The organism is Minwuia thermotolerans, assembly GCF_002924445.1.
GTDB classification, from domain to species: domain Bacteria; phylum Pseudomonadota; class Alphaproteobacteria; order Minwuiales; family Minwuiaceae; genus Minwuia; species Minwuia thermotolerans.
The window spans coordinates 56341-83155 of the sequence record NZ_PIGG01000076.1; the positions used below are offsets into that span (position 1 = coordinate 56341).

At 68.4% G+C, this 26815-nt stretch carries 30 protein-coding genes and 2 riboswitches; of the genes, 10 read left to right on the forward strand and 20 right to left on the reverse strand.

Annotated elements, in window-relative coordinates; genetic code table 11:
- Positions 1–7: 7 nt before the first annotated feature.
- Genes CWC60_RS21740 through CWC60_RS21750 form a run of 3 tightly spaced genes read left to right on the forward strand, consistent with a single transcriptional unit; the run spans position 8 to position 3349 of the window.
- Positions 8–280 (forward strand): hypothetical protein, encoded by a 273-nt coding sequence (locus CWC60_RS21740; protein WP_109796022.1) that lies wholly within the window; start codon positions 8–10, stop codon positions 278–280.
- Positions 267–2984 (forward strand): sensor histidine kinase, encoded by a 2718-nt coding sequence (locus tag CWC60_RS21745; RefSeq protein WP_109796023.1) that lies wholly within the window; start codon positions 267–269, stop codon positions 2982–2984. The genes CWC60_RS21740 and CWC60_RS21745 overlap by 14 nt, the downstream gene beginning before the upstream one ends.
- A 53-nt stretch (positions 2985–3037) precedes the next feature.
- Positions 3038–3349: a sll1863 family stress response protein gene (locus CWC60_RS21750; protein WP_109796024.1), complete on the forward strand. Its 312-nt coding sequence runs from the start codon at positions 3038–3040 to the stop codon at positions 3347–3349.
- Positions 3350–3367: 18 nt separating this feature from the next.
- On the opposite strand, the gene CWC60_RS21755 is transcribed toward CWC60_RS21750, so the two are convergent.
- The 8 genes from CWC60_RS21755 to napE form a co-directional block, all read right to left on the reverse strand.
- The gene (locus CWC60_RS21755) at positions 3368–3919 is read right to left on the reverse strand and encodes a nucleoside 2-deoxyribosyltransferase (protein WP_109796025.1); all 552 of its coding nucleotides are present in this window, start codon (positions 3917–3919) and stop codon (positions 3368–3370) included.
- Positions 3916–4908 carry an alpha/beta fold hydrolase gene (locus CWC60_RS21760; RefSeq protein ID WP_109796026.1) on the reverse strand — a complete coding sequence of 331 codons (993 nt, stop codon included), beginning with the start codon at positions 4906–4908 and terminating at the stop codon, positions 3916–3918. The genes CWC60_RS21755 and CWC60_RS21760 overlap by 4 nt, the downstream gene beginning before the upstream one ends.
- A 73-nt stretch (positions 4909–4981) precedes the next feature.
- Entirely contained in the window at positions 4982–5581 is a 600-nt protein-coding gene (locus CWC60_RS21765) for a NapC/NirT family cytochrome c (RefSeq protein ID WP_109796027.1), read from the reverse strand.
- A gap of 12 nt (positions 5582–5593) precedes the next feature.
- Positions 5594–6082: a nitrate reductase cytochrome c-type subunit gene (locus CWC60_RS21770; protein WP_241147968.1), complete on the reverse strand. Its 489-nt coding sequence runs from the start codon at positions 6080–6082 to the stop codon at positions 5594–5596.
- Between the two features lie 26 nt (positions 6083–6108).
- A complete protein-coding gene (gene napA, locus CWC60_RS21775; protein WP_109796028.1) occupies positions 6109–8613 on the reverse strand; it encodes a periplasmic nitrate reductase subunit alpha in 2505 nt (834 codons plus the stop codon).
- Positions 8610–8885 (reverse strand): chaperone NapD, encoded by a 276-nt coding sequence (locus tag CWC60_RS21780; protein ID WP_109796029.1) that lies wholly within the window; start codon positions 8883–8885, stop codon positions 8610–8612. The genes napA and CWC60_RS21780 overlap by 4 nt, the downstream gene beginning before the upstream one ends.
- Positions 8882–9400, reverse strand: a complete 519-nt coding sequence (gene napF / locus CWC60_RS21785) for a ferredoxin-type protein NapF (protein WP_109796030.1) — start codon at positions 9398–9400, stop codon at positions 8882–8884. Before napF ends, CWC60_RS21780 begins: the two co-directional genes overlap by 4 nt.
- 15 nt (positions 9401–9415) lie before the next feature.
- Complete coding sequence (gene napE, locus CWC60_RS21790) at positions 9416–9610, reverse strand: periplasmic nitrate reductase, NapE protein (protein WP_109796031.1); 195 nt, start codon at positions 9608–9610, stop codon at positions 9416–9418.
- Positions 9611–9758: 148 nt separating this feature from the next.
- Here napE and CWC60_RS21795 point away from each other — a divergent pair, with 148 nt between their 5' ends.
- The gene (locus tag CWC60_RS21795) at positions 9759–9938 is read left to right on the forward strand and encodes a hypothetical protein (RefSeq protein ID WP_109796390.1); all 180 of its coding nucleotides are present in this window, start codon (positions 9759–9761) and stop codon (positions 9936–9938) included.
- A gap of 30 nt (positions 9939–9968) precedes the next feature.
- Here CWC60_RS21795 and mepK read toward each other — a convergent pair whose 3' ends face one another.
- The 3 genes from mepK to CWC60_RS21810 form a co-directional block, all read right to left on the reverse strand.
- Positions 9969–10556 (reverse strand): peptidoglycan L,D-endopeptidase MepK, encoded by a 588-nt coding sequence (mepK, locus tag CWC60_RS21800; protein WP_109796033.1) that lies wholly within the window; start codon positions 10554–10556, stop codon positions 9969–9971.
- Positions 10557–10663: 107 nt separating this feature from the next.
- Positions 10664–12328 (reverse strand): L,D-transpeptidase family protein, encoded by a 1665-nt coding sequence (locus CWC60_RS21805; RefSeq protein ID WP_164516687.1) that lies wholly within the window; start codon positions 12326–12328, stop codon positions 10664–10666.
- A gap of 67 nt (positions 12329–12395) precedes the next feature.
- On the reverse strand, positions 12396–12812 hold the full coding sequence (locus CWC60_RS21810; RefSeq protein ID WP_164516688.1) for a PaaI family thioesterase: 417 nt from the start codon (positions 12810–12812) through the stop codon (positions 12396–12398).
- Positions 12813–12936: 124 nt separating this feature from the next.
- On the opposite strand from CWC60_RS21810, the gene CWC60_RS24320 reads away from it, so the two are divergent.
- The gene (locus CWC60_RS24320) at positions 12937–13062 is read left to right on the forward strand and encodes a hypothetical protein (protein WP_277422341.1); all 126 of its coding nucleotides are present in this window, start codon (positions 12937–12939) and stop codon (positions 13060–13062) included.
- A 16-nt stretch (positions 13063–13078) separates the two neighbouring features.
- Here CWC60_RS24320 and hisF read toward each other — a convergent pair whose 3' ends face one another.
- The 9 genes from hisF to CWC60_RS21855 all read right to left on the reverse strand — a co-directional run bounded on the left by hisF (position 13079) and on the right by CWC60_RS21855 (position 21197).
- Entirely contained in the window at positions 13079–13840 is a 762-nt protein-coding gene (gene hisF, locus CWC60_RS21815; RefSeq protein WP_109796036.1) for an imidazole glycerol phosphate synthase subunit HisF, read from the reverse strand.
- Positions 13841–14035: 195 nt separating this feature from the next.
- Entirely contained in the window at positions 14036–14770 is a 735-nt protein-coding gene (hisA, locus tag CWC60_RS21820; protein ID WP_109796037.1) for a 1-(5-phosphoribosyl)-5-[(5-phosphoribosylamino)methylideneamino]imidazole-4-carboxamide isomerase, read from the reverse strand.
- Positions 14767–15330 (reverse strand): GNAT family N-acetyltransferase, encoded by a 564-nt coding sequence (locus CWC60_RS21825; protein ID WP_109796038.1) that lies wholly within the window; start codon positions 15328–15330, stop codon positions 14767–14769. Before CWC60_RS21825 ends, hisA begins: the two co-directional genes overlap by 4 nt.
- Positions 15318–15959 carry an imidazole glycerol phosphate synthase subunit HisH gene (hisH, locus tag CWC60_RS21830; RefSeq protein ID WP_109796039.1) on the reverse strand — a complete coding sequence of 214 codons (642 nt, stop codon included), beginning with the start codon at positions 15957–15959 and terminating at the stop codon, positions 15318–15320. The genes CWC60_RS21825 and hisH overlap by 13 nt, the downstream gene beginning before the upstream one ends.
- 6 nt (positions 15960–15965) lie before the next feature.
- Complete coding sequence (hisB, locus tag CWC60_RS21835) at positions 15966–16565, reverse strand: imidazoleglycerol-phosphate dehydratase HisB (protein ID WP_109796040.1); 600 nt, start codon at positions 16563–16565, stop codon at positions 15966–15968.
- An 81-nt stretch (positions 16566–16646) separates the two neighbouring features.
- On the reverse strand, positions 16647–17150 hold the full coding sequence (locus tag CWC60_RS21840) for a MaoC/PaaZ C-terminal domain-containing protein (protein WP_164516689.1): 504 nt from the start codon (positions 17148–17150) through the stop codon (positions 16647–16649).
- A gap of 103 nt (positions 17151–17253) precedes the next feature.
- A complete protein-coding gene (gene msrP, locus CWC60_RS21845) occupies positions 17254–18228 on the reverse strand; it encodes a protein-methionine-sulfoxide reductase catalytic subunit MsrP (RefSeq protein ID WP_109796042.1) in 975 nt (324 codons plus the stop codon).
- Positions 18229–18316: 88 nt separating this feature from the next.
- Positions 18317–19108 (reverse strand): 2-keto-4-pentenoate hydratase, encoded by a 792-nt coding sequence (locus CWC60_RS21850; RefSeq protein WP_109796043.1) that lies wholly within the window; start codon positions 19106–19108, stop codon positions 18317–18319.
- A 67-nt stretch (positions 19109–19175) separates the two neighbouring features.
- Entirely contained in the window at positions 19176–21197 is a 2022-nt protein-coding gene (locus CWC60_RS21855) for an elongation factor G (RefSeq protein ID WP_109796044.1), read from the reverse strand.
- Between the two features lie 175 nt (positions 21198–21372).
- Positions 21373–21469: riboswitch (glycine riboswitch) on the forward strand.
- Between the two features lie 3 nt (positions 21470–21472).
- Positions 21473–21573: riboswitch (glycine riboswitch) on the forward strand.
- Positions 21574–21638: 65 nt separating this feature from the next.
- On the opposite strand from CWC60_RS21855, the gene gcvT reads away from it, so the two are divergent.
- From gcvT to CWC60_RS21880, 5 genes are read left to right on the forward strand one after another with little or no spacing between them, the layout of a single operon-like run.
- A complete protein-coding gene (gene gcvT, locus CWC60_RS21860) occupies positions 21639–22751 on the forward strand; it encodes a glycine cleavage system aminomethyltransferase GcvT (protein WP_420891179.1) in 1113 nt (370 codons plus the stop codon).
- Between the two features lie 17 nt (positions 22752–22768).
- The gene (gene gcvH, locus CWC60_RS21865) at positions 22769–23146 is read left to right on the forward strand and encodes a glycine cleavage system protein GcvH (RefSeq protein ID WP_109796045.1); all 378 of its coding nucleotides are present in this window, start codon (positions 22769–22771) and stop codon (positions 23144–23146) included.
- Positions 23146–24492: an aminomethyl-transferring glycine dehydrogenase subunit GcvPA gene (gene gcvPA / locus CWC60_RS21870; protein ID WP_109796046.1), complete on the forward strand. Its 1347-nt coding sequence runs from the start codon at positions 23146–23148 to the stop codon at positions 24490–24492. The genes gcvH and gcvPA overlap by 1 nt, the downstream gene beginning before the upstream one ends.
- Complete coding sequence (gcvPB, locus tag CWC60_RS21875) at positions 24489–25997, forward strand: aminomethyl-transferring glycine dehydrogenase subunit GcvPB (protein ID WP_109796047.1); 1509 nt, start codon at positions 24489–24491, stop codon at positions 25995–25997. Before gcvPA ends, gcvPB begins: the two co-directional genes overlap by 4 nt.
- An 18-nt stretch (positions 25998–26015) precedes the next feature.
- A complete protein-coding gene (locus CWC60_RS21880) occupies positions 26016–26807 on the forward strand; it encodes a carbon-nitrogen hydrolase family protein (RefSeq protein WP_109796048.1) in 792 nt (263 codons plus the stop codon).
- Positions 26808–26815: the final 8 nt, after the last annotated feature.

Below are 26815 nucleotides of genomic sequence, written 5' to 3' on the forward strand. Positions count from 1 at the left end.
GGTGCCCATGGACCGCCAGAAGCTCCGCGACGCCGCGCTGGTCCTGCCGGCGGCGGGGCTGATCCTGATCATGCCGCCCTTCGCCGGGCTGTTCGTCGGCGGCGGGACCCTCGCCGGCGTCCCGGCGGTGGTGCTCTACGTCTTCGGGGTCTGGGCGGGGCTGATCGCGCTGGGCGTTCTGCTGTCGCGGCGGCTGGGCCGGGCAGAGCGCCTGGCGATCGAGGACGCGGCGGCGGAAATGGAGGCCGAAGCGGCGGAGGCGGGCGATGCTGACCGCTGACGCCGTCATCGTCATCGCGCTGGGCTATGTCGGCTTCCTGTTCCTGCTGGCCTGGTTCAGCGACCGCATGACCCGCCGCGGCAACCGCTGGATCACCAATTCGCCGCTGATCTACACGCTGTCCATCTCGGTCTACTGCACGTCGTGGACATTCTACGGCGCGGTCGGCTCCGCGGCCCGCGGCGGACTGGAGTTCGTCACCATCTATCTCGGGCCGACCCTGATCTTCATCGGCTGGTGGTATCTGCTGCGCAAGCTGGTGCGCATCGGCCACGTCCACCGGATCTCCTCGATCGCCGACCTGATCTCGTCGCGCTTCGGCAAATCGAACACCCTGGCCGTGCTCGTCACCCTGATCGCGGTGGTCGGCACCACCCCCTATATCGCGCTGCAGCTCAAGGCCGTGACCTCCAGCTTCGCGGTGCTGAGTTCGGCCAACGATCCGGACTTCGTCGAACTTACCGCCGCCGCCGGCGATTTCGAGGGCGCGCTCTGGGTGGCGATGGGCATGGCGCTGTTCACCATCCTGTTCGGCACCCGCAATCTGGAGGCCAATGAACAGCACCCGGGCGTGGTCGCCGCCATCGCCTTCGAGGCGCTGGTCAAGCTGCTGGCGCTGGTGCTGGTCGGCGTCTTCGTGATCTTCGCCGCCGGCGGCATGGGGGAGCTGTTCGACAATGACAGGGCGCGGGCGCTGCTGCAGCGCGAGGACATGTTCGGCGGCCGCTGGGCGGCGCTGACCTTCCTTGCCGCCGCCGCCATACTCTGCCTGCCGCGCCAGTTCCAGGTCACGGTGGTCGAGAACTCGCACGAGGCGCACCTGCAGACCGCCGGCTGGCTGTTCCCGCTCTATCTGCTGCTGATCTGCCTGTTCGTGCTGCCCATCGCCCTGGCGGGGCTGACCATGCTGCCCGAGGGCGCGGACCCGGACATGTTCGTGCTTACCCTGCCCATGGCCGCCGACCAGGACATGCTGGCGCTGTTCGCCTTCATCGGCGGCTTTTCCTCGGCGACGTCCATGGTGATCGTGGCCTGTATCGCGCTCTCGATCATGATCTCCAACCACATCGTCATGCCGGTGGTGCTGCGCATGCCCTGGCTCGGCTTCAACCGCTCCGGCGACCTGAAGACGCTGGTGCTCAACAGCCGCCGCTTCTCCATCGTCCTGGTGCTGGGTCTGGGCCTGCTCTACTACCGCTTCTCCGCCCAGAACGAGGCCCTGGCTTCCATGGGCCTGATCGCCTTCGCCGGCGTCGCGCAGTTCCTGCCGCCCATGCTGGCGGGCCTCTACTGGCGGCGCGCCACCGCGGCCGGCGCCAAGCTGGGCCTGGTGGGCGGGGTGCTGCTGTGGACCTACACCCTGCTGCTGCCCAGCCTTGCGGCCGAAGGCAACATCGTCGCCGGAATCGTGCGCGACGGACTGGGCGGCTACGCCTTCCTCCGGCCACAGGCCCTGTTCGGCCTGACCGACATGGACCCGCTGGTTCACTCGGTCGTCTGGAGCCTGACGGCCAATGTCGTGCTGCTGGTGGCCGGTTCGCTGTTCAGCGAGCCGCGGCCGCTGGAACGGCTGCAGAGCGCGCTGTTCGTCAATGTCTTCCGCAATCCGGCGGGCAATGAATCGCGCGCCCTGGTGCGCACTGCGGCGATCGACGATCTGCGCATCCTCACCCGCCGCATCCTGGGCGCGGAGCGGGCCGACCGGCTGTTCCGGGAGTTCGCCGTCCGCCAGGGCCATGGCGACGAGACGCCGACGCCCGACGCCTCCTTCATCGCCCATCTGGAGCGCGAGATCGGCGGCAGCGTCGGCGCCGCTTCCGCCAGGGTGATGATCTCCGAGGTCGTCTCCGGGGAGACCATCAGCTTCGACGAGATCATCCGCATGGTCGACGAGACCCAGCAGGTGATCGAGTACAGCCAGGCGCTGGAGGCGAATTCCCGCGCGCTGGAGCGCACCGCCGGCGAGCTCAGGCGGGCCAACGAGCGGCTGATGCGCCTGGACAACGAAAAGGACGACTTCCTCAGCCAGGTCAGCCACGAGCTCCGGACGCCGATGACCTCGATCCGCTCCTTCGCCGAGGTGCTGATGAACGCCGGGGACCTGCCGCCGGAGCAGGCGCGGCGCTTCGTCCGCATCATCCACGACGAGAGCATCCGCCTGACCGGCCTGCTGAACGAGATCCTGGACCTCAGTCATCTGGAGCGCGGCGAGGTCAACTGGAAGATGGAACTGCTGGACCCCGAGGCTGCGGTGGAGCGCGCCATCTCCGCCTGTGAGGGGTTGGCCGCCGATTCCGGCGTCCGTATCGAGCACGAGGACGCGGGGCTGCTTGCGCGCGTCAATGGCGACCGGGACCGTATCGCCCAGGTGCTGATCAACCTGATTTCCAACGCCATCAAGTACAACGACAACCCCGAACCCTGGGTGCGCATCGCCTGCGAGACGGCGGACGGCGACTACCGCGTCCATGTCGAAGACAACGGCCCCGGCGTCGACGACGTCGAGGCCGATCACCTGTTTTCGAAGTTCGCCCGCGGCTGGCGGCAGATCGAGCGGGGCCGGTCCGGCACCGGTCTCGGCCTGGCGATCAGTGCGCAGATCGCCCGGCGGCTCGGCGGCCGGCTGGAGCTGACCCGCAGCGACGGGACGGGAAGCTGCTTCAGCCTGGTCCTGCCGCTGGCCCGTGTGGAGGCGGCGGAGTAGCGCTCTCGATTGCGTCCGCGCCGCCGCTTCCCAGATTGTGAATCGTCGGAACGATGCAGTTCGCGGAGGACCAGGCCATGACCGCCAATGACGCCTATCGAAAGAAGATGGAGACCCGGCTGGAGGCCATCGACGCCGAGATGGATCGGCTGAAGGCCGAGGCCAGGAGCAAGGACGCCGACGCCCAGCTGGAATACGCCGAAAGCCTTTCGCACCTGAAAGCGCGGCGCGCCGAATTCGAACGCCGCATGGACAAGCTGCGTCAGGCCGGCGAAGCCGTGCTGGGCGATATCCAGGCGGGGGTCGAGAACGCCTGGAAGGATCTCGATGCGGCCATGGAGCGCGCCCGGGCCCGCTTCAGATAGGGATTCGGGCGGCGCGGCTCACGTCAGCATCTCGGCGGCGGCGGCGACTGCGAGGCGGAAGCTCTCCAGGTCGCGGCGGATATCAGCGGGCCGCGCCGCCGGGGCGAAGACGCCGCCCCTGGCCACCGTCGCCAGCATCAGGTTCTCGGCGAGGCCGAAATCCTCGATCAGCAACCTGTCCCGGTCGCGCGTCCCCTCCGGCCCGATCAGGCCGAGTTCCTGCACGCGTTCCATGTAGGCGCCGGGCAGGTTGGTATAGGCGAAGACGGGTTTGCCCAGGGCGCGCATGTAGCCGACCTCGAAGGCCGTGCCCGCGTCCATCCCAGGCCCGCGGAAGGGCGTGAAGTCGGCGACGATCAGGTCGGCGCGGTCCATCAGCGCCTCGTTGCCCCGGGCGATGGCGCGCGCCCTGGCCAGGGGGTCGGCGGCCCCACCGTCGCTCTCTCCGTCCACCGGCGGCAGCGGTTCCAGCCCCGCGGCGCGGCAGATGTCCGCCTTGATCGCCAGCGCCCGGCGTGCGTCCGGCAGGAACACGTCCGGTCCGGCGAGATAGGCCTTCGGGCGGGTCATTCGGCGGCCCGGAACCCCTTCAGCCAGCCGGTGAGCAGTTCGTTGACCTCGTCCGGCGCCTCCTGCTGGGTCCAGTGGCCGATGCCGTCCAGCAGGCGGGCGCCGCGCAGGCCGGGCAGGTTCGGCCGCATCATCGCCACCATGTCGACGCCGGGGAGCATCTTCAGGACCAGGTCGCGGGTGCCGCCGATGAACAGCGATGGCTGGACGATCGGCGTCTTCGCGTGCGGTCTGAGGAAGGCATGATCGGCGCCGTGGTTGCGGTAGCGGTTGAGCGGCCCGCGAAAGCCGGAACGCTCGAACTCGGCCACGTAGTAGTCGATGTCCGCTTCCGTCAGCCAGGCAGGGAAGGGGTCCGGGTCGGGCAGGCGCTCCAGCAGCGCCGCGCCGTGGGGCTTGTCGACCGGCCAGGTGCCGTCCGGCGCATCGCCGGAGATGGCGTAACAGAAGCGGCGCAGACTGGCGCGGACGTCCGCCTCCAGCTCGGCTTCCGCCACGCCCTCGTCCTGGAAATAGACCTGGTAGAAGAAGCGCCCGCGGTCAGTGAAGGCAGCGCGGACGACGTCGATGAACGACCGCTCCCCCATGGGCATGTAGGGCACCGACAGCCCGGCCACGCCGCGGATCTTTTCCGGATGGAGAAGCGCGGTGTTCCAGACGATCGGCGCGCCCCAGTCGTGGCCGATCAGGATGGCGCTGCCGCCGCCCAGGGCGTCGGCGACGCCGGCGATGTCGGCGGTGATCTCCTCCAGGCGGTAGGCCTCGACCGGGTGGGGTTTGTCGCTGCCGCCATAGCCGCGCACGTCCACCGCCGCCGCCGTGAAGCCCAGCTCCGCGATCGGCTTCATCTGGTGACGCCAGGAATACCAGCTTTCGGGGAAGCCGTGGACCATGAGCACCAGCGGCCCGTCGCCCAGCGTGGCGACGCGCAGCTCGATCCCGTTCGTCGGCACCTGCCGGAATGTCACCTCGTCCAGAATGCCGTCCATGCCCTCGATTCCCCCCTCTGCGGTTGCGGGGGAGGAAGCTAGAACAGTTTCATCCGCGCCGGAAGGCCGACCCCTACTGCCAGCCCTCGACGCCGGCCATGTTGGGCAGTTCGTGAGCGATACCCTTGTGGCAGTCGATGCACGTCTTCGCCCCGGTAATCAGGCGCTCGCGATGCGCCTCGGCCGCGCGCGGGCTCTGCCGGGTCAGGTCCATCGACTCCTCGCTGTGGCAGTTGCGGCATTCCAGCGAGTCGTTCTCCTTCAGCCGGTGCCATTCGTGCTTGGCCAGCCGCAGGCGCTCCTCCAGGAATTTCTCGCGCGTACTGATGGTGCCGAAGAGATGGCCCCAGACTTCCTTCGAGGCCTGCATCTTGCGCGCGATCTTGTCGGTCCAGTCATGCGGCACGTGGCAGTCGGGACAGGTCGCCCGCACGCCCGAGGCGTTGGAGAAGTGGACCGTGCTCTTCAGCTCGTTGAAGACGTTGTTCTCCATCTCGTGGCAGGAAACGCAGAACTCCTCGGTGTTGGTCGCCTCCAGCGCCGTGTTGAAGCCGCCCCAGAAGATCACGCCCGCAGCGAAGCCGGCGAGGGTGACCGCGCCCAGGCTGAGGTGCAGCGGCGCCCGCCAGAGCGTGCGCCAGTAGAGCCGCAGCCAGTGAAGCAGTTTGCGCATCCCGACCTCCGCCTATTGCCGGTCCGCGCGGGGCGCGATCAGGCTGTCTATGTCGACGAAGCTGTTGCCGACCTCTTCGGCGACCCGGTGCTGCGGCACATGGCACTGGGTGCAGAAATAGCGCCGCGGCGAAACGGCCGCGAGAAACTGCCCGTCGCGGTCCATGAAGTGGGTGACCGAAACCATGGGCGCCCCGCTCTCGCCGGTGCGGGTCCTGGCGTGGCAGGACAGGCACTTGTTGGCGTTGAGGTCGACCTGGTAGCCGTCGATGTCGTGCGGAATGGTCGGCGGCTGCTCCGGGTAGTTGCGGACCCGCCGCTCCGCGCCGTCCTCCAGCTGCGTCATCGTCGGAGCTTCGTTGTGCTGGGACAGCGCGGCCGGTCCGCGCAGCCCCTTGAGCGCGGCGGCCGGGTCGACGTCGGTGCGGATGTCCTGGGCCAGCAGCGGCGCGGCCGCCAGCGCCAGCAGGGCGGCGGTGATCATCGCGAGGCGCTTCGGCATGTGCTTGTCCTCCCTTGCGCGCACGCTCAGACCTTCTCGATCCTGACGGCACACTTCTTGAAGTCGGTCTGTTTCGAGATCGGGTCCGTGGCGTCCAGCGTGACCTTGTTGATGAGCTGACTGGCGTCGAACCACGGAACGAAGACAAGGCCTCTGGGCGGGCGGTTGCGGCCCTTGGTCTCCACCCGTGTGCGGATGCTGCCCCGGCGGGAGACGACCCTGATCTCGTCGCCGCGGCGCAGTCCCATCTCGCGCGCGTCGTCGATGTGCATGTAGCAGAGCGCGTTGGGCACGGCCTTGTGGAGTTCCGGCACCCGCCGGGTCATCGACCCCGAATGCCAGTGCTCCAGCACGCGGCCCGTCGACAGCCAGATCGGATATTCCGCGTCCGGGCTCTCCGCCGGCGGCTCGTAGGGCAGGGCGAAGATCCGCGCCCGCCCGTCGGGATAGCCGTAGAACTGGTAGCCCGTTCCGGGCTCGACATACGGATCCGTCCCCTCGCGGTAGCGCCAGCGGGTTTCCTGGCCGTCGACCACCGGCCAGCGCAGGCCGCGCACCTCGTGATAGGTGTCGAAGTCCGCCAGGTCGTGGGCCTTGCCGCGGCCGAAGCGGGCGTATTCCTCGAACAGGCCCTTCTGGATGTAGAAGCCGAACGCCTCCGCTTCGTCATTGGCGTAGTCCCCGGCCGTTTCGGACAGCGGGTAGGCGTCTACCTGGCCGTTGCGGAACAGGACGTCATAAAGCGTCTTGCCGCGGTATTCCGGGGCCTGGGCCAGCAGCTCCTCGGGCCAGACCTCTTCCATCGAGAAGCGTTTGGAGAATTCGACCACCTGCCAGAGGTCGGAGCGGGACTCGCCCGGCGCGTCGACCAGCTGGCGCCAGAACTGGGTGCGCCGCTCGGCGTTGCCGTAGGCGCCCTCCTTCTCCACCCACATGGCGGTGGGCAGTATCAGGTCGGCGGCCTGGGCGGTAACCGTCGGATAGGCGTCGGAGACGACGATGAAGTTCTCCGGGTTGCGGTAGCCCGGCAGCGTCTCCTCCATCATGTTGGGCGCCGCCTGCATGTTGTTGTTCACCTGCACCCAGTAGGCGTTGAGCTTGCCGTCCTTCAGCATCCGGTTCTGCAGCACGGCGTGGTAGCCGGGCTCGGCGGGGATCGTGCCGTCGGGCAGTTTCCAGATCTTCTCCGCGTACTGCCTGTGCGCGGGGTTCATCACCACCATGTCCGCCGGCAGGCGGTGGGAGAAGGTGCCGACCTCGCGCGCCGTGCCGCAGGCCGAGGGCTGGCCGGTCAGCGAGAACGGGCTGTTGCCCGGCGTGGCGATCTTTCCGGTCAGCAGGTGGATGTTGTAGATCAGGTTGTTGGCCCAGACGCCACGGGTGTGCTGGTTGAAGCCCATGGTCCAGAAGGATGTGACCTTCACGTCCGGGTCGGCGTAGAGCTCCGCCATCTCCAGCAGCCGTTCCTTCGGCACGCCGGACATCTCGTGCGCCTTGTCCAGCGTGTAGTCGGCGACGAAGTCCCTGAACTCCTCGAAGGTCATGTCGGTGGAGCCCGACGGCGCGTCCGCATTCATCGCGGCCTTTTCCAGCGCGTGCTCGGGCCGGAGGCCGTAGCCGATGCTGGTATTGCCGCGCCGGAAGATGGTGTGGCGGCCGACGAAGTCCTCGTTCACCCGGCCCGTCTGGATGATGTGGTTGGCGATGAAGTTCAGCAGCACCAGGTCGGTGTGCGGCGTGAACACCATCGGAATGTCGGCCAGGTCGAAGGAGCGGTGCTCGAAGGTCGACAGCACGCCCACCTTCACGTGCGGGGCGCTGAGGCGGCGGTCGGTCACCCGTGTCCACAGGATCGGATGCATCTCCGCCATGTTGGAGCCCCAGAGGAAGAAGGCGTCCGCCGCCTCGATATCGTCATAGCAGCCCATGGGCTCGTCCATGCCGAAGGTGCGCATGAACCCGCCGACGGCGGAGGCCATGCAGTGCCGGGCGTTGGGATCGATGTTGTTGGAGCGGAAGCCGGCCTTGTAGAGCTTGGCTGCGGCATAACCCTCCCACACCGTCCACTGGCCGGAACCGAACATGCCGACGGCGCTTGGGCCCTTCTCCTTCAGCGCGGCCTTGAACTTCTCGGCCATGACGTCGAAGGCGGTATCCCAGCTCACTTCCGTGAATTCGCCGTCCTTGGCGTACTGGCCGTTGCGCATGCGCAGCAGCGGCCTGGTCAGCCGGTCCGTGCCGTACATGATCTTGGACAGGAAATAGCCCTTCACGCAGTTCAGGCCGCGGTTGACCTCGGACTTCACGTCGCCGTGAGTGGCGACGACGTGGTTGTCCTTGGTGGCGACCATGACCGAGCAGCCGGTGCCGCAGAACCGGCAGGGCGCCTTCGACCATTTGAGGTCCGTCTTCTCCCGTTCGGTGACCAGGTTCTGCGCGCCGGCCGGCAGGGCGATGCCGGCGGCCGCGGCGGCGGTCGCGGCCGCCTGCGCCTTGAGCACGGAACGTCGGGTGATATTGATCTCGTTCATGCTGAACTCCCCTGGAAAGGCGCGGCCTCGCCGTCGTCGACGGCGTGGTAGACGAGGTTGCAGCTCAGGACGCCGTCGGTGTGGCCGAGGCGGAAGGACAGATCGGTGATCGCCCCCTCGGTGGCGGTCTCCACGACCACGACGAGCTTGCCCGCCGGATCAGCGGCGTGGATTTCGGTGCCCGGTTCGGCGGCGATGGCGGTCTGAACCTGGCCCAGTTTCTCCGGGCGGCATTGCACCACCAGGCTGGCGATGTGGACGCTGGAATTCATCGCGTCGCCTCCGCTGGTGCGATCCGCATCGCCCTGGACGGGCAGACGCCGATACAGGCGCCGCAGCTGGTGCAGCGCTCGAAATCGATGGACGGCGTCGAGGGTCCGCCGATCCGTGGCGCGAAACGGATCGCGTCGGGCTCGCAGGCGTCGCGACATGTCTCGCAATGCACGCCGCTGTGCGGCAGGCAGGCGCCCTCGTCGATCGTGATCTTCAGACGCCAGGGCGCGTCGGTGGTATCGGTGAAGACCGGTTCGGGGCAGGCATCGGCACATGCGCCGCAGAAGGTGCACTCGCCGGAGCCCTTGCGGAAATCCACGGCCGGAAAGCCGCCTTCGCCCTTGGTCAGGATCCCTTCCGGGCAGGCCTCGACACAGGCCTGACAGCGCGTGCAGGCGTCGCTCAGGCGAATCTCGTCGGTCCATGGCGGGCGTAGGGGCGGCGGACCCGGTCGGCTGCGCCCGCCCAGGAAGGCGCGTCGGCTTCTATCCGGCGGCTGGGGGTTGGCTGGCATGGCACGCTCCCCCGATCAGCCCGGAGGGGGGCCAGGAGGGCCGAAAATCATCTGCGAAATCCAGACAATGAAGCCGTAGGCGCCCACAAAAGCCACCGCAAGCGCTGGAATCACGACAAAAGTGGTGAATAGAAAGGTCCGGATTTCAGCCCTGCGCCGATCCGCCGGACGGGCGAATTCATCATCGACGGCGGTATTATTGTCACTCATGGGGCAACCCCCCTGATTGTTATTGCCGCTGATGCGGATGCTGAACGGTTGTGCACCCGAAAGCAAGCGCGTCCGACAGCCGCAGCGGAAGTCTGGCTGGTCCGTCGATCAGCCATTTGTTCCAGCGCATGTCGCCCGACGATTGCCGGTGACGGCAAGAGATAGCCATGGCGCCCTGACCAACGACTTCTTCGTCAACGACATGGCCCATGCGTGGAAGCCGGCGGGCGACATCCTCTACGAGGTCTGCGACCGGGCGAGGGCGCATCTGCGCATCTGCGGCCGGAAACGAAAACGCCGCCGGCGCCCGGGCGCCGGCGGCGTCTGATTTCTGGTTACCGTTCGGCTGCGGGCGCCCCTACCAGGAGCGGACGCGGCCCACGTCGAGGTGCACGAAGCCGGACCTGGCGTAGAGTCCGACCCCGCCGCCGCGCTGCTGCAGGGCCGCCTTGTGCAGCTTCCGCAGATCCACGTCGGGCAGGTAGCAGTCGATGGCCATGCCCCGCATGTGATAGCTCTTCTTGGCCACGCCGCTGCTGTTGGAAGCGAGCATGGCGTTGGTCTTGGGCGAGCGGTAGCCGGAGATCACCTGGAATGGCGATTTGCTGCCCAGCTTGTGCCTGAGATCGCTGAGCAGGACGAGCAGCCGGGGATCGATGTCTTCGACGTCGCCGGTGCGGTGATCGCGCAGAAGATGGTTGATCTCGCCCAGGGCGGCGGGATCGAACTGGCCGTGTTCCTGGAATACCGTCTTCAGGCGTTCGCCGGTATGGAGGTTGTTGAAGCTGAGGCTCCGGGCCACGGGCTGGGCCGCCAGGGCTGCGCCCGACGGCAGGCCGAAACCCGCGGTGAGCGCCGCTGCGCCAAGCCCGCCAAGAAAGACGCGCCGCGCGATCGCGGGCGCACGAGGGACGTCGCGGACGTCCCCATCGTGGGTGTCGTTCATCCAGTTTCCTTCACGTATGATATGCTACTGCGACGCCGACAGAAGGCCATTGCCCGGCCGCTGCGTCAACCCGGTTTCCACTGCAACACGCGCTTCCGAATTTCTGGTTAACGCGCCTGCAAGCTGCGGTTCAGCAACCGGTCGCGGTTGTAGATGTCGTGGCGGAAATGGACATTGCCGCCCGGGGAGGTCCACGCGGTCGCGTAGATGAGGTGCACCGGCACGGTATCGGGCAGGCCGACCACCGCGGTCTTCCGGCTTTCCCTCAGGCTGTCGATCTCGCCGGGGCCGGGACCGCCGGTCACGTTCATCAGCCAATTCACCATGTCGAAGGGGCGCTCGAGCCGGATACAACCCGACGAATAGGCGCGCACGCTTCGCTGGAACAGTTCCCGCGCCGGCGTGTCGTGCAGATAGACGTCGAAGCGGTTGGGGAACATCACCTTGACCTCGCCCAGCGCGTTCTTCGGCCCGGGCCTCTGGCGCAGCCGGAAGGGGAAATAGCCTTCGCCGTAACGGCTCCAGTCGATGCTCGACGGGTCGAGCCGCGCCGCACCCTCGCCCCAGCCAGCGAAGACCTCGTAGCCGCCTTCCGCCAGATAGCCCGGATCGGCCTTGATCCTGGGCAGCAGGTCCTTGCGCGCGATCTTCGGCGGCACCGTCCACGTCGGATTCACCTCGACATAGGAAATACGGTCGGAGAACACTGGCGTCATGCGGTAGGTGCGGCCGACGACCGCCCGCATCTGGTCCACAACCCGGCCATCTTCCACCATCTCGGCCTGAAAGCCCGCGATGTTGACCAGCACGAAACGCTCGCCGAGTTCGTGCGGCAGCCAGCGCCAGCGTTCCATGTTGAGGCGGATCGTGTGCAGCCGCTCGGACTTCGCCACGTTCAACGCACCCAGCGTCTGCGCGCCGGCGATGGCGTCGGTCTCCAGGCCGTGACGGGTCTGGAACCGCCTGACCGCCTGTGCCAGCAGAGGCGTGTAGAGTTCCGGATCGGCTTCCGCCCCGGTGGCGCCTAGATCGCCGAAGAAGGCGAGCCGGGTGCGCATCTGGGCCACCCTGGGATCGCGCATGCCGGGCTTCAGCGCCGGCCCTTCGTCCACCCGGCGCGGTTCGCCCCGCAGCTCCGTGTAGCGCCGGAGCGCGTCCCGCAACCCGGCATACTCGCGGTGGGACGGCGGCATGGCGCGCAGCACGTCGCCGGGGTTCGCCGCCGGGTCGGCGAAGGCGTTCAGCACGGGCGCGGGATCGAAGGTCTTTGCGGCGACGAAGACGTTGGGATCGGTCCTGGCCGGTCCCGTGCGGCCGACGGAGACATCGCGCGCATAACGCAGCAGGCCCAGCGTGGCCTGGAGTTCCGTGGCGGCCAGCGTCGCGGCGTCGTCGCTCTTCGCGGCTTCCGCCAGTCCGCCGGCCAGCAGCGAGAGCCTGTAGTCGTTGGGATCGATCCCTTCGCTGCCGGCATCGGCCAGAACTTCGAGGCCCGCCGCGAGCCGGGCCTGTCCTTCTGCGCCGGCGCCGAACCAGAGGGGGGCGCCCGACCGCGCGCGGTAGAAGTCCCGCAGGGCTTCCGCCAATGCCTGCGTACCTTCCTCGCCGGCGGGCGCTCCGCTCTCCATCAGCTGGATCAGGACCGGAGCGATTTCCTTGGCGGAAGTCTCCGCAGCCACCTGCTGCGGCGTCGAGAGGCAGATGAAAAGGCCCGCGAGGAGCCCGGCGATGGGTCTGCCGATCCGGGCCCGAAGTTGTGACACGCTATGCATGCGCCGGATCATGCCGCAACCGCGACCCGAGGGACAGGGCGCGGCCGTGTTGCGGGCGCATGGCTGTTCAGCCGCGCGGCTCGAAAATGCGGTAGACAGAACTCACCGAAAGCAGGCGGGTGTCGCCGCAGCTCACCAGGGCGCGCAGGAACACCATGCTCCGGCTGCGGCTCACGATCTCGGCCTCTCCCTGGATCCAGGACGGCGTGCGAGCGCTGGCGAGGTAGTCGGTCGTCAGGTTCACGGTCGCGCACGTCTGCCCGGTAGCGCTGACGACCGCATGCCCCAGGAAGTGATCGGCGAAGGCGATCAGCATGCCGCCGTGAACGATGCCGTTCGGATTCTCGTGGCGCGGTTCGGCGACGAAACCATAGTCGAACCCGCCGCCGGCGCGTCCGCGGACATAGAACGGCCCGTTGTCGGCGGCGAACGGGCCGCTGCGCCCCATCTCGACGAAGCCCTCTGGCGGGCGGATCTCGGTCAAGTCTTTCCTCCCCTCCGGCCGCCGGCGGCGCAGGTGACGGACGCTCCCTGCCCGGCCGGCGATTGCAGGCCAGAGGGTCGATGGCCAGATCGATTCACGCAACCCGAGAATGGGAGCATGACCAATGCCCATCCAGATCCGCCCGCAGGATGCCCGTCAGGGGCGTATCACCCGCCACTGGCGCTATTTTGTCGCCGCGCTGATTGTCGCCTGCGTCGGCCTGGTGCTGATCGGCGCCTTCGTACCCTAGCACGCGGTTCCGCGCGTCAGACCGGCCGCACAGGGACGCCGCGCGCGGCCATGTGTGCCTTGGCCTGCTGGATCGAATAGGTTCCGAAATGGAAGATGGAGGCCGCCAGCACGGCGGACGCGTGGCCCTCGAGGACGCCGTCGGCCAGATGATCCAGATCGCCGACCCCGCCGGAAGCGATCACCGGCACCCCTACCGCATCGGAGATCGTCCGGGTCAGCGGAATGTCGTAGCCCGATTTCGCGCCGTCGCGGTCCATCGATGTCAGCAGGATCTCGCCGGCGCCGCGGCGCTCCATCTCGCGGGCCCACTGCACGGCGTCGATGCCGGTGGGGTTGCGCCCGCCATGGGTGAAGATTTCCCACTTCCCGGGGCCGGTCGACTTGGCGTCGATGGCGACGGTGATGCACTGGCTGCCGAACTTCTCCGCCGCCTCCGAGACGAATTCGGGGCGATGCACCGCGGCGGTGTTGATGGAGACCTTGTCGGCGCCGGCCAGCAGCAGCGAACGCACGTCGGCGACCTCGCGGACGCCGCCGCCGACGGTGAGCGGCATGAAGCAGCATTCGGCGGTGCGGCTGACCACGTCCAGCAGGATGCCGCGTTTCTCGTGGCTGGCGGTGATGTCCAGGAAACACAGTTCGTCCGCCCCGGCGGCGTCATAGACCGTGGCCTGCTCCACCGGATCGCCGGCGTCGACCAGATCGACAAAGTTGACTCCCTTGACCACCCGGCCGTCCTTGACGTCCAGACAGGGAATGACCCGCGCCTTCAGCATGCCGCTCTCCCAAACCATGCCCGAATCCTGGACGGGCCGAAGGCCCGGTCCGGGATCCACGCCTGAGCCGGTCCGGCGATGACGCGAGATGCGGAGGGGCTCAGGCGTGGATCCCGGGCTCCGGCTGCGCCGGCCCCAGGACTCGCAAAAGGTGCGGCAACCGGGCCTGTGGAAAGCGCGAACGGCAACCTGCTTCTAGACAATGTTGTCGCGCGCGATCCTGAGCGCCTCCATGGGCTCGAGGCGGCCGTCGTAGAGTGCGCGGCCGATGATGACGCCCTCGATACCGGCGTCTTCCAGCGCCTTGAGGCGCTTCACGTCCTCGATGCCGGCGACGCCGCCCGACGCGATGACGGGTATGGAGATCGCCCGCGCCAGTTCGGCGGTGGCTTCCGCGTTGACGCCCTGCAAGGCGCCGTCGCGGTCGATGTCGGTGAAGACGATGGCGGCGACGCCGGCGTCCTCGAAGGCCTTCGCCAGATCCAGCGCATCCATCTCCGACTGCTCCGCCCAGCCCTCGACGGCGACCTTGCCGCCGCGGGCGTCGATGCCGACCACGATCTGTTCGGGGTGGTCGCGGCAGGCGGCCTTCACGGTCGCCGGATTGCGCAGCGCCATGGTGCCCAGGATCACCCGCGTGACGCCGCGTTCCAGCCAGTTGTCGATCGCCCGGCGGTCGCGGATGCCGCCGCCGAGCTGCACCGGCGCGTCGGTCGCGTTCAGCACCGCGCGGACTGCCGCCTCGTTGGTCGAGCGTCCGTCGAAGGCGCCGTTGAGATCGACAAGGTGCAGCCGGTCGAAGCCGGCCTCCCGGAAGCGCACCGCCTGGTTGGCCGGATCGGGATTGAACTCGGTCGCGTCCTCCATGCGGCCCTTCAGCAGGCGCACGCACTTGCCGTCCTTCAGGTCGATGGCGGGGTAGATGTTCATGGCTTCGCCTTGCGTCTGCGGTCCAGGACCTTGGCGTAGAAATAGCCGGCGACGGGCTGATCATCGACGATGGCGTAGGCCTGCCGCTCGCCCCAGCGGATGAAGCCGTGCCGCTCGTAGAGCTGGATGGCGGCGGTCTGGGTGGCGCAGACGTCCAGATCGAGCTGCTGGAAGCCGTCCTCGACGGCTTCCTCCTCGGCCAGGCGCAGCAGTTCGCGGGCCAGGCCCAGGCCGCGCGCGTGCGGCGCGATGAAGAAGGTCGTCAGCCGCCCGATATGCGCCTGCGCCTCGTTGTGACGGGACGGGCGGAGGAGCTGGACCGAGCCGACGATGCGGCCGTCCAGCCAGGCGACGAACAGCTCCCGCTCCGGCATCAGGATGACGCCCTTCCAGTAGGACTCGAGCACGCTGCGGCGCGGCGGCGCGAGCCAGCCGAAGCCGTTGCCGTCGCGGATCGCCGCCTCGGTGGCGTCGCAGAGATCCTGCAGGTCCACCTCCTCGATGGACGACAGGCGCTCGACCAGCGTGGTGTGATCGCCGGGCTTCTTCATGGCGTCCATGTCAGGAAGCTCCGGATCAGGGTCAAGCCGACATGCTGGCTTTTCTCGGGGTGGAACTGGGTGCCGACCATGTTGTCGCGGCCGACCGCCGCCGTGAGCGGTCCGCCATAATCGACGGTCGCCAGGCATTCCGCCGCCGGCAGGCCGCGGAAGGCGAAGGAATGGACGAAATAGGCGTGCGGCTGGTCGCCGAATTCCTGGAACACCGGATGGTCGGTATCGGCGATCAGTTCGTTCCAGCCCATGTGCGGGATCTTCAGCGCCGGATCGGAGGGCGTGATGCGGTCGATCACGCCGTCGATCCAGCCGAAGCCTTCATGGACGCCGTGCTCCAGGCCCTGCTTCGCCATCAGCTGCATGCCGACGCAGATGCCGAGGAAGGGCCGTCCGCGCCGCTCGACGAATTCGGCGACGGCCTCCCAGAGACCATCCACGGCCTTCAGTCCCGCGCGGCAGTCGCCGAACGCGCCGACGCCCGGCAGCACCAGCCGGTCGGCGTTGGCCGCGTCCTCGGGCCGGCCGGAGACGAGGATATTCGGACGCCGGTCGAGCGTGGCCGCCTGACGCTCGAAGGCCTTGGCCGCCGAATGCAGGTTGCCCGAACCGTAGTCGACGATGACGACGCTCATGGCTCCCTACAGGCTCCCGCCGAGAACGCCCTTGGTCGACGGCACCGCGTCGGACTTGCGCGGGTCGATCTCCAGGCCCTGGCGCAGCGCCCGGGCGAGGCCCTTGAAGCTGGATTCGGCGATGTGATGGTTGTTGTCGCCGTAGAGATTCTCGACGTGCAGCGTGACGCCGCCGGCCTGGGCGAAGGCCTGGAACCACTCCTTGAACAGCTCCGTGTCGAAGTCGCCCAGCTTCGGGCGGCTGAACTGCACCTTCCAGATCAGGTAGGGGCGGTTGGAGATGTCGAGGGCGACGCGAGTCAGCGTCTCGTCCATCGGGATCAGGGCCGAGCCGTAGCGCACGATGCCGGCGCGGTCGCCCAGCGCCTCGGAAAAGGCCGTGCCGATGGCGATCCCCGTGTCCTCGGTGGTGTGGTGGAAGTCGATGTGGGTATCGCCCTTCGCCTTCACCTTCAGGTCGATAAGGCTGTGGCGGGAAAGCTGTTCCAGCATGTGGTCGAGGAAGCCGATGCCCGTGGCGACGTCATAGACGCCCGTGCCGTCGAGGTTCAGCTCGACGGCGATCTCGGTTTCCTTCGTCTTGCGTTCATAGCTGGCGGTGCGCATGGAACTGGCTTCCCGGGATGGTGGAAGCCGGCTCTATAGCAGCCGCGCGGCGGCCTTGTCATGCCCGGCTTTCGCGCCCGATCAGGCGGCCGGACGGCGGGCGCAGATCATCGGCGCGCGCGCCGAGAGGATCGTCTCGCCGTCCTGGCGCAGCACCTCCACCAGGAAGGTGAGCATGCCCCGGTCGGCGCGCGAACGCTGCGGCCGCTTGTCGACCAGGGTCACCCGGAGCGAAAGCACGTCGCCCGGCTCGGTGGCGCGTTCGAAGCGGATCTCGTCATAGCCGGGACCGGCGAGCAGGTGGTCGTGGGCCATCAGCATCTGCGTCCACATGCGCGTCATCAGCGCGATGGTCTGGCTGGAGGAGCCGACCAGCCGGCCGAAGATGGAATCCTTCGCTGCTTCCGGGTCGACGTGGAAGGGCTGCGGATCGTAGAGCCTGCCGAAGGCGATGATCGATTCCTCGGTGAGCGGCTCGTGGCCGCCGGTCCACTGCCGGCCGATCGCATAGTCTTCCCAGTACGGCGAGACGAAGCCCGCCGCCGGCTTCAGCGGCTCCGGCGCCGTGTCAGTTTGCGTATCCATGGCCGTCTTGAAGCACAGGCGCGCGCGGGGGAGAACCGACGAAACCGCGCAGGGGGAATGCCCGCCGCCCGGATGGGGCAATCCGCAATCAGGGCCGCCGGACCTACATCCAGAGACTGCGGGCGCTCTGGTCCATGTCCTTGTAGAGATGGGCGACCTGCTCGCCATAGCCGTTGAAGAGCTGCGTCGGCACGCGCCCGTCAGTGCCCAGCACCTCCTCGGTGGCCTGGCTCCAGCGCGGGTGGTCGACTTCCGGGTTCACATTGGCCCAGAAGCCGTACTCGGCGGGCTGGATCTCTTCCCAGAAGGTCTTCGGCCGCGTGTCCGTGAACTCGATCGAGACGATCGACTTGATCGACTTGAAGCCGTATTTCCAGGGCAGGGCGAGGCGGATCGGCGCGCCCATCTGCTTGACCAGCGGCTGGCCGTAGACGCCGGTGACCAGAAACGGCATCTCGTTCATCGCCTCGGCGACCGTCATCGCCTCGATATAGGGCCAGGGGTACCAGCTCTGGCGCTGGCCGCGGGCCGTATCGGGGTCCATGAAGGTCTTGAAGACAACGTATTTCGCGTCCGGTTTCGGGCCGGCGGCGGCGACCAGCTTCGCCAGCGGGAAGCCCGCCCAGGGCGCGACCATCGACCAGGCCTCGACGCAGCGGTGGCGGTAGACCCGCTCCTCCACGCCCATGGTCCGCACCAGGTCGTCGATGTCCCAGGTCTTCGGGTTGTCGACCATGCCGGCGATCTCGACGGTCCAGGGCCGGATCTCCAGGTCCTGGGCGTCGCGGTAGATGCGCTTGTGGGAGCCGAATTCGTAGAAGTTGTTGTAGGTGAAGTTGATGTCCTTGTCGGTGATGGCGCGCTCGACCGTGTAGGCGTCGTTGCGCGCCGCCGGGTAGAGGTCGGCGGTGGGGATCGTCTCCTCGTCCGCGCGGGCCGGGCCGATGCCGCGCGACGCCAGGATGCCGGCGGCGCCGAAACCGGCGGCCTTCAGGATCTGGCGGCGGTTGAGGAAGACATGCTCGGGCGTCACCTGGCTCTCCGGGATCTCCCAGCCGCGTCGTTTCCGGATCAGCATGTCGGACTCCCTGTGGCTTCGTTTAGGGAAACCAAGTTGCCCCCCACGGCGCTGACGCGCCAATCAAAGGGCCGTGACGCGCCGGCGATCAGACGATCCGGAACCTGACCTCCCCCAGGGGGCCGAAATCGGCGACCAGGCTTTCGCCGGCCTTCGCCGGATAGACGTCGATCGTCGTGCCGGTGGAGACGAAGTCGCCGGCCTTCAGCCCGTCCCGGGCGTAGACGGCGCGGACATTGGCCAGCCAGGTCAGCGCGTTGATCGGATTGCCCATCACCGCGAAGCCGTTGCCCTCGCGGACGGTCTCGCCGTCCACTGAAAGCGTCACCTCGATCTCGGATAGGTCGAGGCCCTGCCAGTCGGCGACCGGGGCGCCGCGGATCCAGCCGCCATGGCTGCCATTGTCGGCGATCATGTGGGCTGTGCCGACGCCGGTCCAGTCCTCGTAGCGGCTGTCGACGATCTCGATGCAGGGCAGCACGGCCTTCACCGCGTCCGCCACCGAGCCGGGGTCGTAGGGCGCCGCGGCTGCCGGCAGGTCCTCGCCCATCAGGAAGCCGATCTCCGCCTCGATCACGGTCATGAAGAAGCCGCTGGCGTCGATCTCGGCGGGCGAGGTCCAGGCCGTGGCTTCGAAGACGCCGCCGTAGAACGGCTCGTCGATGCCGACATGGGCCTGCGCGCGTTCGTTGGTGCAGCCGATCTTCCAGCCGATCTGGCGGCCGGCTCCGCCCTCGCCGATCAGCCGGCGCATGTGGCGCTGGATGCCGTAGGCGGCTTCGGGGTCCGCCGGCGCAAGCCCGGGCGGCAACGCCGCAATCCGCCGTCGGCCGGTCCGGACGTTCATCAGTTCCCGCGCCGCTTGTTCGGCCCTGTCCATGCGCTCTGTCCCCCTTGTTGGCGGCGCGCATCTTCGGCGCTCCTCCCGCCGGGGACAAGAGCAGGCGTCAGGCGGCGGCGTTGGCCATGGCCTGTTCGGCGGCGCGGCCGGTCACTTCCTGCAGGCGGTCGAACTCGAAGGTGAAGGTGCCGACGCCCTGGGTGAGCGAGCGCAGCTCGACGATCAGGTCGCCCACCTCCGCCTGGGGCAGATAGGCCGAGACCCGGTCCCAGCCGGGCCAGCCCTCGCGGGCGTCGAAGCCCAGGATCTGCCCGCGCCGGCCGCTGATCAGGTTGTTGACCGAAGCCGTGTGCTCGTTGGGCACCATGACCTGCACCTGCAGGATGGGTTCCAGCAGCACCGGATCGCATTGCGGCAGCCCTTCCGCCATGGCCATGCGGCCGGCGGTCTTGAAGGCCTGCTCGGAGCTGTCGACGGCGTGATACTTGCCGTCGGTGAGCGTGACCGCAAGGTCGACCACCTCGAAGCCCAGCGGCCCGTGGCTCAGATACTCCCTCACGCCGGCCTCGACGGCGGGAATGTACTGCTTGGGCACGACGCCGCCGGTGATGCTGTCGCCGAACTGGAAGCCGGATCCGCGCGGCAGGGGCTTGATCTCCACGGTAACGTCGCCGAACTGGCCGTGGCCACCGGACTGCTTCTTGTGGCGGGCATGCTGTGTCACGCCCTTCCGGATAGCCTCCTTGTAGGGGACCTTGGGTTTCTCGGTCTCGACGGAGACGCCGTACTTGGATTTCAGGCGCGCGACGGCGACCTTCAGGTGCTGGTCGCCCTGCCCCCAGAGCAGCATCTGGCGGGTGGATTCGTTCTGCTCCACCGACAGCGACGGATCCTCCTCCATCAGCTTGGCCAGCGCCCCGGACAGCTTCACCTCGTCATTGCGGTTCTCGACATTCAGCGCCAGCGCGAAGACCGGCGCGAAGCGCGGCGCGCGGCGCAGTTCCGGCGCCTCGCCGCCGCCGGTCAGCACGTCGCCGGTGACGATGCCCTCCATCCGGCCCAGCGTCGCCACCTGGCCGGCCGTGGCGCGGTCGAGCTTGTTGAACTGCTGGCCCATGAGCTGGCCCAGGGAGCCGACCCGGTCGCCGTTGAGGACGTCGCCTTCGGCGATCGAGCCGGACCAGAGGCGGACCAGGGAGAGCTTGCCGCCATGCTGCGTGTGATAGGTCTTCAGCACCTGGGCGACGGTTTCCTTCGAGGCGGGATCGACGCCGGCCCGAGCCGCCGCCGTCCCGTGACCCGGCACCTCGTGGCGCAGCGCCTTCAACAGACGGCGCACGCCGCTTTCCCGCTCCGCCGCGCCGATCAGCACGGAGACGATGTTGCCGGCCTGCATGTTGTCGGTCAGATCGCGGAAGATCTCGGCCTTCTCCGGCTCGATGTCCTCCAGCAGCTCTTCCATCAGATGGTCGTCGAAGTCGGCGAGTTGCTCCAGCATGGCGAAGCGGGCCTCGCCCAGCGCGTCGGCGACGTCGCCTTCCGCCTCGATCAGCTCGGACGGCCCGCTCTCGCGGTAGACGTAGGTCCGGCCCTGGACCAGGTCGACATAGCCGGTGATGATCTCGTCCTTGACGATGGGGAGCTGGCGCAGGATCAGCGGCTTCTGGCTGACGGCCTGCAGCGCTTCGGTGACGGTCTGCACGTCGCCGCTGGCGCGGTCGACCTTGTTCACGAAGATGAAACGCGGCAGGTCCAGTTCGTCCAGCAGCTTCAGCCAGGGCTGCAGCGCCGTCGCCTTGGCCGGGTCGGCCTCGCAGACCAGCACCGCCGCGTCGACGCCGACCAGCGCATTCGCGGCTTCCTGGATGAACTCGATGGAGCCGGGACAGTCGAGAAAGGTGAATTCGTCGCCCAGATAGACGGTCGTGGCGGCATTCACCTCGACGCTCATCTGCTTCTCGCGCGCCTCGGCCGAACCGTCGCCGACCGTGTTGCCCTGGTTCACCCCGCCCTTGCGGTCGACCGCTCCGGTGGCGAAGAGAATGCTTTCGAGCAGCGAGGTCTTCCCGCTCAGATAGGGCCCCACAATGGCGATGTTTCTGGGGCCTTCGGCTCTTCCTCCCGACATCTGACGGCTCCTCCCTTAGTTGCTTTTCCGTCCGCCCCGGGGCCGCGCCACGGGAGCAAATGGTTTCAAGCCTGAGGGGTTTCCGCAAGGGCAATCGGCGGGAAATGTCATCGGATCGTCATCCGCTGGCCAATTGACGACATGATGAATCGTCGGCACATTGGTGCGCGTTCGGTCGAATTCAGTGGGAGAGACCGGACGGGCCCGCCCGTCCGGCGCCGAAGGAGCAACCGCCCCGGAAACTCTCAGGCAATAGGGACCGCTGAAGGACGACGCTCTGGAAAGCAGGCAGGCGGCCGAGGCCGTCTTCCTCACCGAAGGGGTAAGGCGGGAGAGAGGTTCTCTCCGGCGCAATCTCTCAGGTTCCGTGACAGAGGGGGCATGCCGGCCGCGGTGAAAACCGGTCGTGGCGGGCGCGTGCCAATGGACCTGTCGCGGAGGATCGGTGTGAACGAGAGCGCGGACGGCGTACGGACGACCCCCCTGAACGAGTTGCACCGCCGTCTGGGCGGGCGAATGGTCGCGTTCGCCGGCTATGACATGCCCGTGCAGTTCGAGGGGATCATGGCCGAGCACCGCCATACCCGCGAGGCGGCCGGCCTGTTCGACGTCTCCCACATGGGCCAGGTCAGCCTGAGCGGGCCCGACGCCGACAAGGCCCTCGAGGCCCTGATCCCGTCCAATGTGCAGGAGCTGAAGCCGGGCCGGCAGCGCTATTCCATGCTGCTGAACGACCAGGGCGGCATCATCGACGATTTCATGGTCACCCGCCGCGGCGAGGATCTGCTGCTGGTGCTCAACGCCGCCTGCAAGGAAGGCGACGTCGCCCACATGCGCGAGCGCCTGCCGGCCGGCGTCCGTCTGGAGACACTGGACGACCGTGCCCTGCTGGCGCTGCAGGGCCCCGAGGCCGAGGCGGCGCTGCAGGCGATCGTGCCCGGTGTCGAGACGCTGAGCTTCATGCAGGCTACCGGTTTCATGTGGGAGGGCGTGGATCTGTGGATCTCGCGCTCCGGCTATACCGGCGAGGACGGCTTCGAGATATCCGTCCCGGCCGGCCGCGTCGAGGAACTGGCCGAGCGCCTGCTGGCCGACGAACGAGTGAACCCGATCGGCCTCGGCGCGCGGGATTCGCTCCGGCTCGAGGCCGGTCTGTGTCTCTACGGCCATGACATCGATGAAACCACCTCGCCCGTCGAGGCCGGCCTGCAATGGGCGATGCAGAAACGCCGCCGCGAGCAGGGCGGTTTTCCCGGCGCCGACCGCATCCTGAAGGAACTGGCCGACGGGCCCGCCCGGCTGCGCGTCGGCCTGAAGCCGGAAGGCCGCGCGCCGGTCCGCGAGGGGGCGGAGATCGCCGACGCCGACGGCAATGTCATCGGCCGCGTCACCTCCGGCGGCTTCGGCCCCACGGCGGGTCATCCGGTCGCCATGGGCTATGTCGCCGCCGGGTTCGCGCGCCCCGGCGGCGCGGTCGCGGCCGTGCAGCGCGGCAGGGCGCTGCCCATGACCGTCACGGTCCTTCCTTTCGTTACCCGCAACTACAAGCGCTGAGCAGGAGCCACGCACCGATGTCCGAGATGAAATTCACCCGCGATCACGAATGGATCGAACTGAACGGCGATGAGGCCACCATCGGCATCAGCGACTACGCCCAGGATCAGCTGGGCGACGTCGTCTATGTCGAGCTGCCCGAGCCGGGTGCGAAGGTGAAGCGGGGCGCCGAGGCCGCGGTGGTCGAATCCGTGAAGGCGGCGAGCGAGGTCTACGCGCCGGTCTCCGGCGAGGTCACCGCACGCAACGAGGCCCTGGACGACAACCCCGCGCTGGTGAACGAAAGCCCCGAGGGGGACGGCTGGTTCTACCGCATGACGCTGGACGACCGGTCCGAACTGGACGGCCTGATGGACCGGCAGGCCTATGAGGACTACCTGGAGACCCTGAACTGATGCGCTACCTGCCGCAGACGCCCGACAGCCGGGCGATGATGCTGAAGGCGATCGGCGTCGGCAGCATCGACGAGCTGTTCGACGACGTGCCCGCCAGGGTGCTGAACGCACCGATCGAGGGCCTGCCCGACCACATGAGCGAGATGGCGGTGGAGCGCCATTTCCGGAAGCTGGCGGCGGACAACCTCAGCCCCTCGACGGCGCCGTGCTTCATCGGCGGCGGGGCCTATCACCACCACATCCCGGCGACGGTGGATCACCTGATCCAGCGCTCCGAATTCCTGACCTCCTATACGCCCTACCAGCCTGAGATCGCCCAGGGCACGCTGCAGTACCTGTTCGAGTTCCAGACCCAGGTCGCGCTGCTGACCGGCATGGAGGTCGCCAACGCCTCCATGTACGACGGCGCGACCGCCTGCGGCGAGGCGGTGCTGATGGCCCACCGGGTGAACAAGCGCCGCAGGACAGTGCTGTCCGGCGGGCTGCATCCGCACTACCGCGACGCGACGCTGAACCTGACGCGCTTCACCGACTTCGAGACGGTGGCGCTGGAAGCCGCGCCCGGCGCCGAGGAGGATCTCGCCGGCGCCATCGACGACGACACGGCGGCGGTGGTGGTCCAGAACCCGGACGTCTACGGCCAGTTGCGCGACCTCGGCCCGCTGGCCGAGGCCTGCCGCGCGAAGGGCGCTCTGCTGATCGTGGCCGTGGCCGAAGTCGTCTCGCTGGGCGCGGTGACGCCGCCGGGCGACATGGGCGCCGATATCGTGGTGGCCGAAGGCCAGAGCCTGGGTGTGCCGCTCAGCTTCGGCGGGCCGCATGTCGGCCTGTTCGCCTGCCGGCGCAAGTTCGTCCGCCAGATGCCCGGCCGGCTGGCCGGCGAGACCGTCGACGTCGACGGCCGCCGCTCCTACGTGCTGACGCTCAACGCCCGGGAACAGCACATCCGCCGCGAGAAGGCGACCAGCAACATCTGCACGAATTCCGGCCTCTGCGCCCTGGCCTTCTGCATCCACGCGACGCTGCTGGGCGAGAGCGGCATGACGGCGCTCGCCGATCTCAACCACCGCACCGCGGCGGCGGCGGCGGAGGCGCTGTCGGCCATCGACGGCGTCGGCCTGAAGACGGACGTGTTCTTCAACGAATTCACGCTGGAGCTGCCGAAGCCGGCCGGCCCGGTGGTCGAGGCGCTGGCGGAGAAGGGCGTGCTGGGCGGCATTCCCGGCTCCCGGCTCTGGCCGGGCGACGAAAGCCGCGCGCGGCTGCTGATCGTGGCCGCCACCGAGACGGTGACCGAAGAAGACATCGCGTCGTTCCGCGACGCGCTGAAGGAGGCGCTGGCATGACCGAAGCGAAGCAGACCATTTCCGGCGCGCGCGGTCTCGACCGCGACGAGCCGCTGATCTTCGAACAGGACGCCCGTGGCCGGAGCGGCGTCGACCTGCCCGAAGGCCCGAAGGCGGCGAGCCGCCTCGGCGGGCTGAAGCGCAAGGGCCCGATCGGCCTGCCCGGCCTGTCGGAGCCGCAGGTCGTGCGCCACTTCGTGCGCCTCAGCCGGATGAACTACGCCATCGATTACGGCTTCTATCCGCTGGGCTCCTGCACCATGAAGCACAACCCGCGCCTGAACGAGAAGGTGGCGCGCCTGGGCGGCCTGGGCGACCTGCACCCGATGCAGCCGGTCTCCACCGTGCAGGGCGGGCTGCGGCTGATGCACGAACTGGCGCACTGGCTGACGACGCTGACCGGCATGCCGGCGGTGGCGCTCTCGCCCGGCGCCGGCGCCCATGGCGAACTCTGCGGCCTGATGGCCATCCGCGCCGCCTTCGACGCGAAGGGCGAGAGCCGCAGCCGCGTGCTGGTGCCGGAGTCGGCGCACGGCACCAACCCGGCGACAGCGGCCATGTGCGGCTATGCCGTCGACGCCATTCCCGCCGACGAGAGCGGCCGGGTCGACATGAAGGCCTTCGAGGAGAAGCTGGGCGACGATGTCGCCGGGGTGATGCTGACCAACCCCAATACCTGCGGCCTGTTCGAGACCGACATCGTCGAGATCGCCGAGAAGATCCATGCGGTCGGCGGCTACTTCTACTGCGACGGCGCCAACTTCAACGCCATCGTCGGCAAGGTGCGGCCCGGCGACCTGGGCATCGACGCCATGCACATCAACCTGCACAAGACCTTCTCCACGCCCCATGGCGGCGGCGGGCCGGGGTCCGGGCCGGTGGTCTTCTCGGAGGCGCTGGCGCCCTATGCGCCGCTGCCGATGGTGGTGGAGAAGGACGGCGCCTTCGAGCTGGTCGAGCACGACGGCGGCCAGCGTGTGGGCCGCATGAAGGGCTTTCACGGCCAGTTCGGCATGTTCGTGCGCGCCCTCGCCTACATGATGAGCCACGGCAGGGACGGCCTGAAGCAGGTGGCCGAGGACGCGGTGCTCAACGCCAACTACGTTCTCGCCGGGCTGAAGGACGTGCTGCCGCCCGCCTATGCGGGTCATTGCATGCACGAGGCCCTGTTCTCCGACAAGGGCCTGAACGGCAGCGGCGTCGACACGATGGGGCTGGCCAAGGCCCTGATCGACGAGGGCTATCACCCGATGACGGTGTACTTCCCGCTGGTCGTCCACGGCGCCATGCTGATCGAGCCGACCGAGACGGAAAACCGCGGCACGCTGGACGAGTTCATCCGCGTCATGCGCGGCCTCGTCGAGAAGGCGAAGGCCGGCGAGACGGAGATGTTCGAGCAGGCGCCGGTTCTGACGCCGAGGCGGCGGCTCGACGAGACCCGGGCGGCGCGGAACCCGGTGCTGCGCTGGCAGCCCGAGGAAGCGGCGGCCGAGGCGGCGGATTGAGCGGCGGACGCGCGCCCGGTGCGCGTCGGCGTCTTCCAGAGCGGGCCCGGCGGCCGTCCGACGGACCGGCTCGCGCGTCTGGAACGGGCCATGGACGACCAGTCCCATAACCTGGTGGTCTGCCCGGAGCTGTTCATGTCCGGCTACAACATCGGGCTCGACCGGATCCGGGAGCGCGCGGAACCGGCGGATGGCCCCTTCGCGCAGGCCGCGGCCGATCTCGCGAGGCGGCGCGGCACGGCCCTCGCCTGGGGCTACCCGGAGCGCGACGGAGACCGGCTCTACAACGCGGCCCTCTGCATCGGGCCTGACGGGGGCGTACTGAACCGCCGCCGCAAGCTTCTTCTGCCGCCGAGCTATGAGGGCGAGGTCTTTGCGTCCGGCGATCAGCCCCCGGCCGTCTTCGAGGTCGCCGGCCTGCGCTGCGGCATGCTGATCTGCTACGAGGCGGAATTCCCCGAAGCCGTCCGCGCGCTCGCCCGGGCGGGGGCCGAGGCGATCCTCGTGCCGACGGCTCTGGCGCGGCAATGGCGGGTCGTCGCCGACGCCACGATTCCGGCCCGGTCCTTCGAGAACGGTGTCTGGATGGTCTATGCCGACCACGCGGGCGAGGAGAACGGCCTCGCCTGTGCGGGACTGAGCTGCATCGTCTCGCCCTTCGGCGAGGTCCGCGCCCGGGCCGGGGTCGCCGACGAGACGCTGATCGGCGCGGTAATCGACCGGGACTCGGTCGCGCGGGCGCAGGCCAGACTGCCCTATCTCGCCGATCTGCCGACACTGCTGGCGCGTATCGGCCCCGTGCGGCGTTGACGCGTTGC

Coding starts and splice junctions, on each gene's coding strand:
- CWC60_RS21740 (WP_109796022.1), top strand. CDS start 8: ATGGACCGCCAGAAGCTCCGCGACGCCGCGCTGGTCCTGCCGGCGGCG.
- CWC60_RS21745 (WP_109796023.1), top strand. CDS start 267: ATGCTGACCGCTGACGCCGTCATCGTCATCGCGCTGGGCTATGTCGGC.
- CWC60_RS21750 (WP_109796024.1), top strand. CDS start 3,038: ATGCAGTTCGCGGAGGACCAGGCCATGACCGCCAATGACGCCTATCGA.
- CWC60_RS21755 (WP_109796025.1), bottom strand. CDS start 3,919: ATGACCCGCCCGAAGGCCTATCTCGCCGGACCGGACGTGTTCCTGCCG.
- CWC60_RS21760 (WP_109796026.1), bottom strand. CDS start 4,908: ATGGACGGCATTCTGGACGAGGTGACATTCCGGCAGGTGCCGACGAAC.
- CWC60_RS21765 (WP_109796027.1), bottom strand. CDS start 5,581: ATGCGCAAACTGCTTCACTGGCTGCGGCTCTACTGGCGCACGCTCTGG.
- CWC60_RS21770 (WP_241147968.1), bottom strand. CDS start 6,082: ATGCCGAAGCGCCTCGCGATGATCACCGCCGCCCTGCTGGCGCTGGCG.
- napA (WP_109796028.1), bottom strand. CDS start 8,613: ATGAACGAGATCAATATCACCCGACGTTCCGTGCTCAAGGCGCAGGCG.
- CWC60_RS21780 (WP_109796029.1), bottom strand. CDS start 8,885: ATGAATTCCAGCGTCCACATCGCCAGCCTGGTGGTGCAATGCCGCCCG.
- napF (WP_109796030.1), bottom strand. CDS start 9,400: ATGCCAGCCAACCCCCAGCCGCCGGATAGAAGCCGACGCGCCTTCCTG.
- napE (WP_109796031.1), bottom strand. CDS start 9,610: ATGAGTGACAATAATACCGCCGTCGATGATGAATTCGCCCGTCCGGCG.
- mepK (WP_109796033.1), bottom strand. CDS start 10,556: ATGAACGACACCCACGATGGGGACGTCCGCGACGTCCCTCGTGCGCCC.
- CWC60_RS21805 (WP_164516687.1), bottom strand. CDS start 12,328: ATGCATAGCGTGTCACAACTTCGGGCCCGGATCGGCAGACCCATCGCC.
- CWC60_RS24320 (WP_277422341.1), top strand. CDS start 12,937: ATGCCCATCCAGATCCGCCCGCAGGATGCCCGTCAGGGGCGTATCACC.
- hisF (WP_109796036.1), bottom strand. CDS start 13,840: ATGCTGAAGGCGCGGGTCATTCCCTGTCTGGACGTCAAGGACGGCCGG.
- hisA (WP_109796037.1), bottom strand. CDS start 14,770: ATGAACATCTACCCCGCCATCGACCTGAAGGACGGCAAGTGCGTGCGC.
- CWC60_RS21825 (WP_109796038.1), bottom strand. CDS start 15,330: ATGGACGCCATGAAGAAGCCCGGCGATCACACCACGCTGGTCGAGCGC.
- hisH (WP_109796039.1), bottom strand. CDS start 15,959: ATGAGCGTCGTCATCGTCGACTACGGTTCGGGCAACCTGCATTCGGCG.
- hisB (WP_109796040.1), bottom strand. CDS start 16,565: ATGCGCACCGCCAGCTATGAACGCAAGACGAAGGAAACCGAGATCGCC.
- CWC60_RS21840 (WP_164516689.1), bottom strand. CDS start 17,150: ATGGATACGCAAACTGACACGGCGCCGGAGCCGCTGAAGCCGGCGGCG.
- msrP (WP_109796042.1), bottom strand. CDS start 18,228: ATGCTGATCCGGAAACGACGCGGCTGGGAGATCCCGGAGAGCCAGGTG.
- CWC60_RS21850 (WP_109796043.1), bottom strand. CDS start 19,108: ATGGACAGGGCCGAACAAGCGGCGCGGGAACTGATGAACGTCCGGACC.
- CWC60_RS21855 (WP_109796044.1), bottom strand. CDS start 21,197: ATGTCGGGAGGAAGAGCCGAAGGCCCCAGAAACATCGCCATTGTGGGG.
- gcvH (WP_109796045.1), top strand. CDS start 22,769: ATGTCCGAGATGAAATTCACCCGCGATCACGAATGGATCGAACTGAAC.
- gcvPA (WP_109796046.1), top strand. CDS start 23,146: ATGCGCTACCTGCCGCAGACGCCCGACAGCCGGGCGATGATGCTGAAG.
- gcvPB (WP_109796047.1), top strand. CDS start 24,489: ATGACCGAAGCGAAGCAGACCATTTCCGGCGCGCGCGGTCTCGACCGC.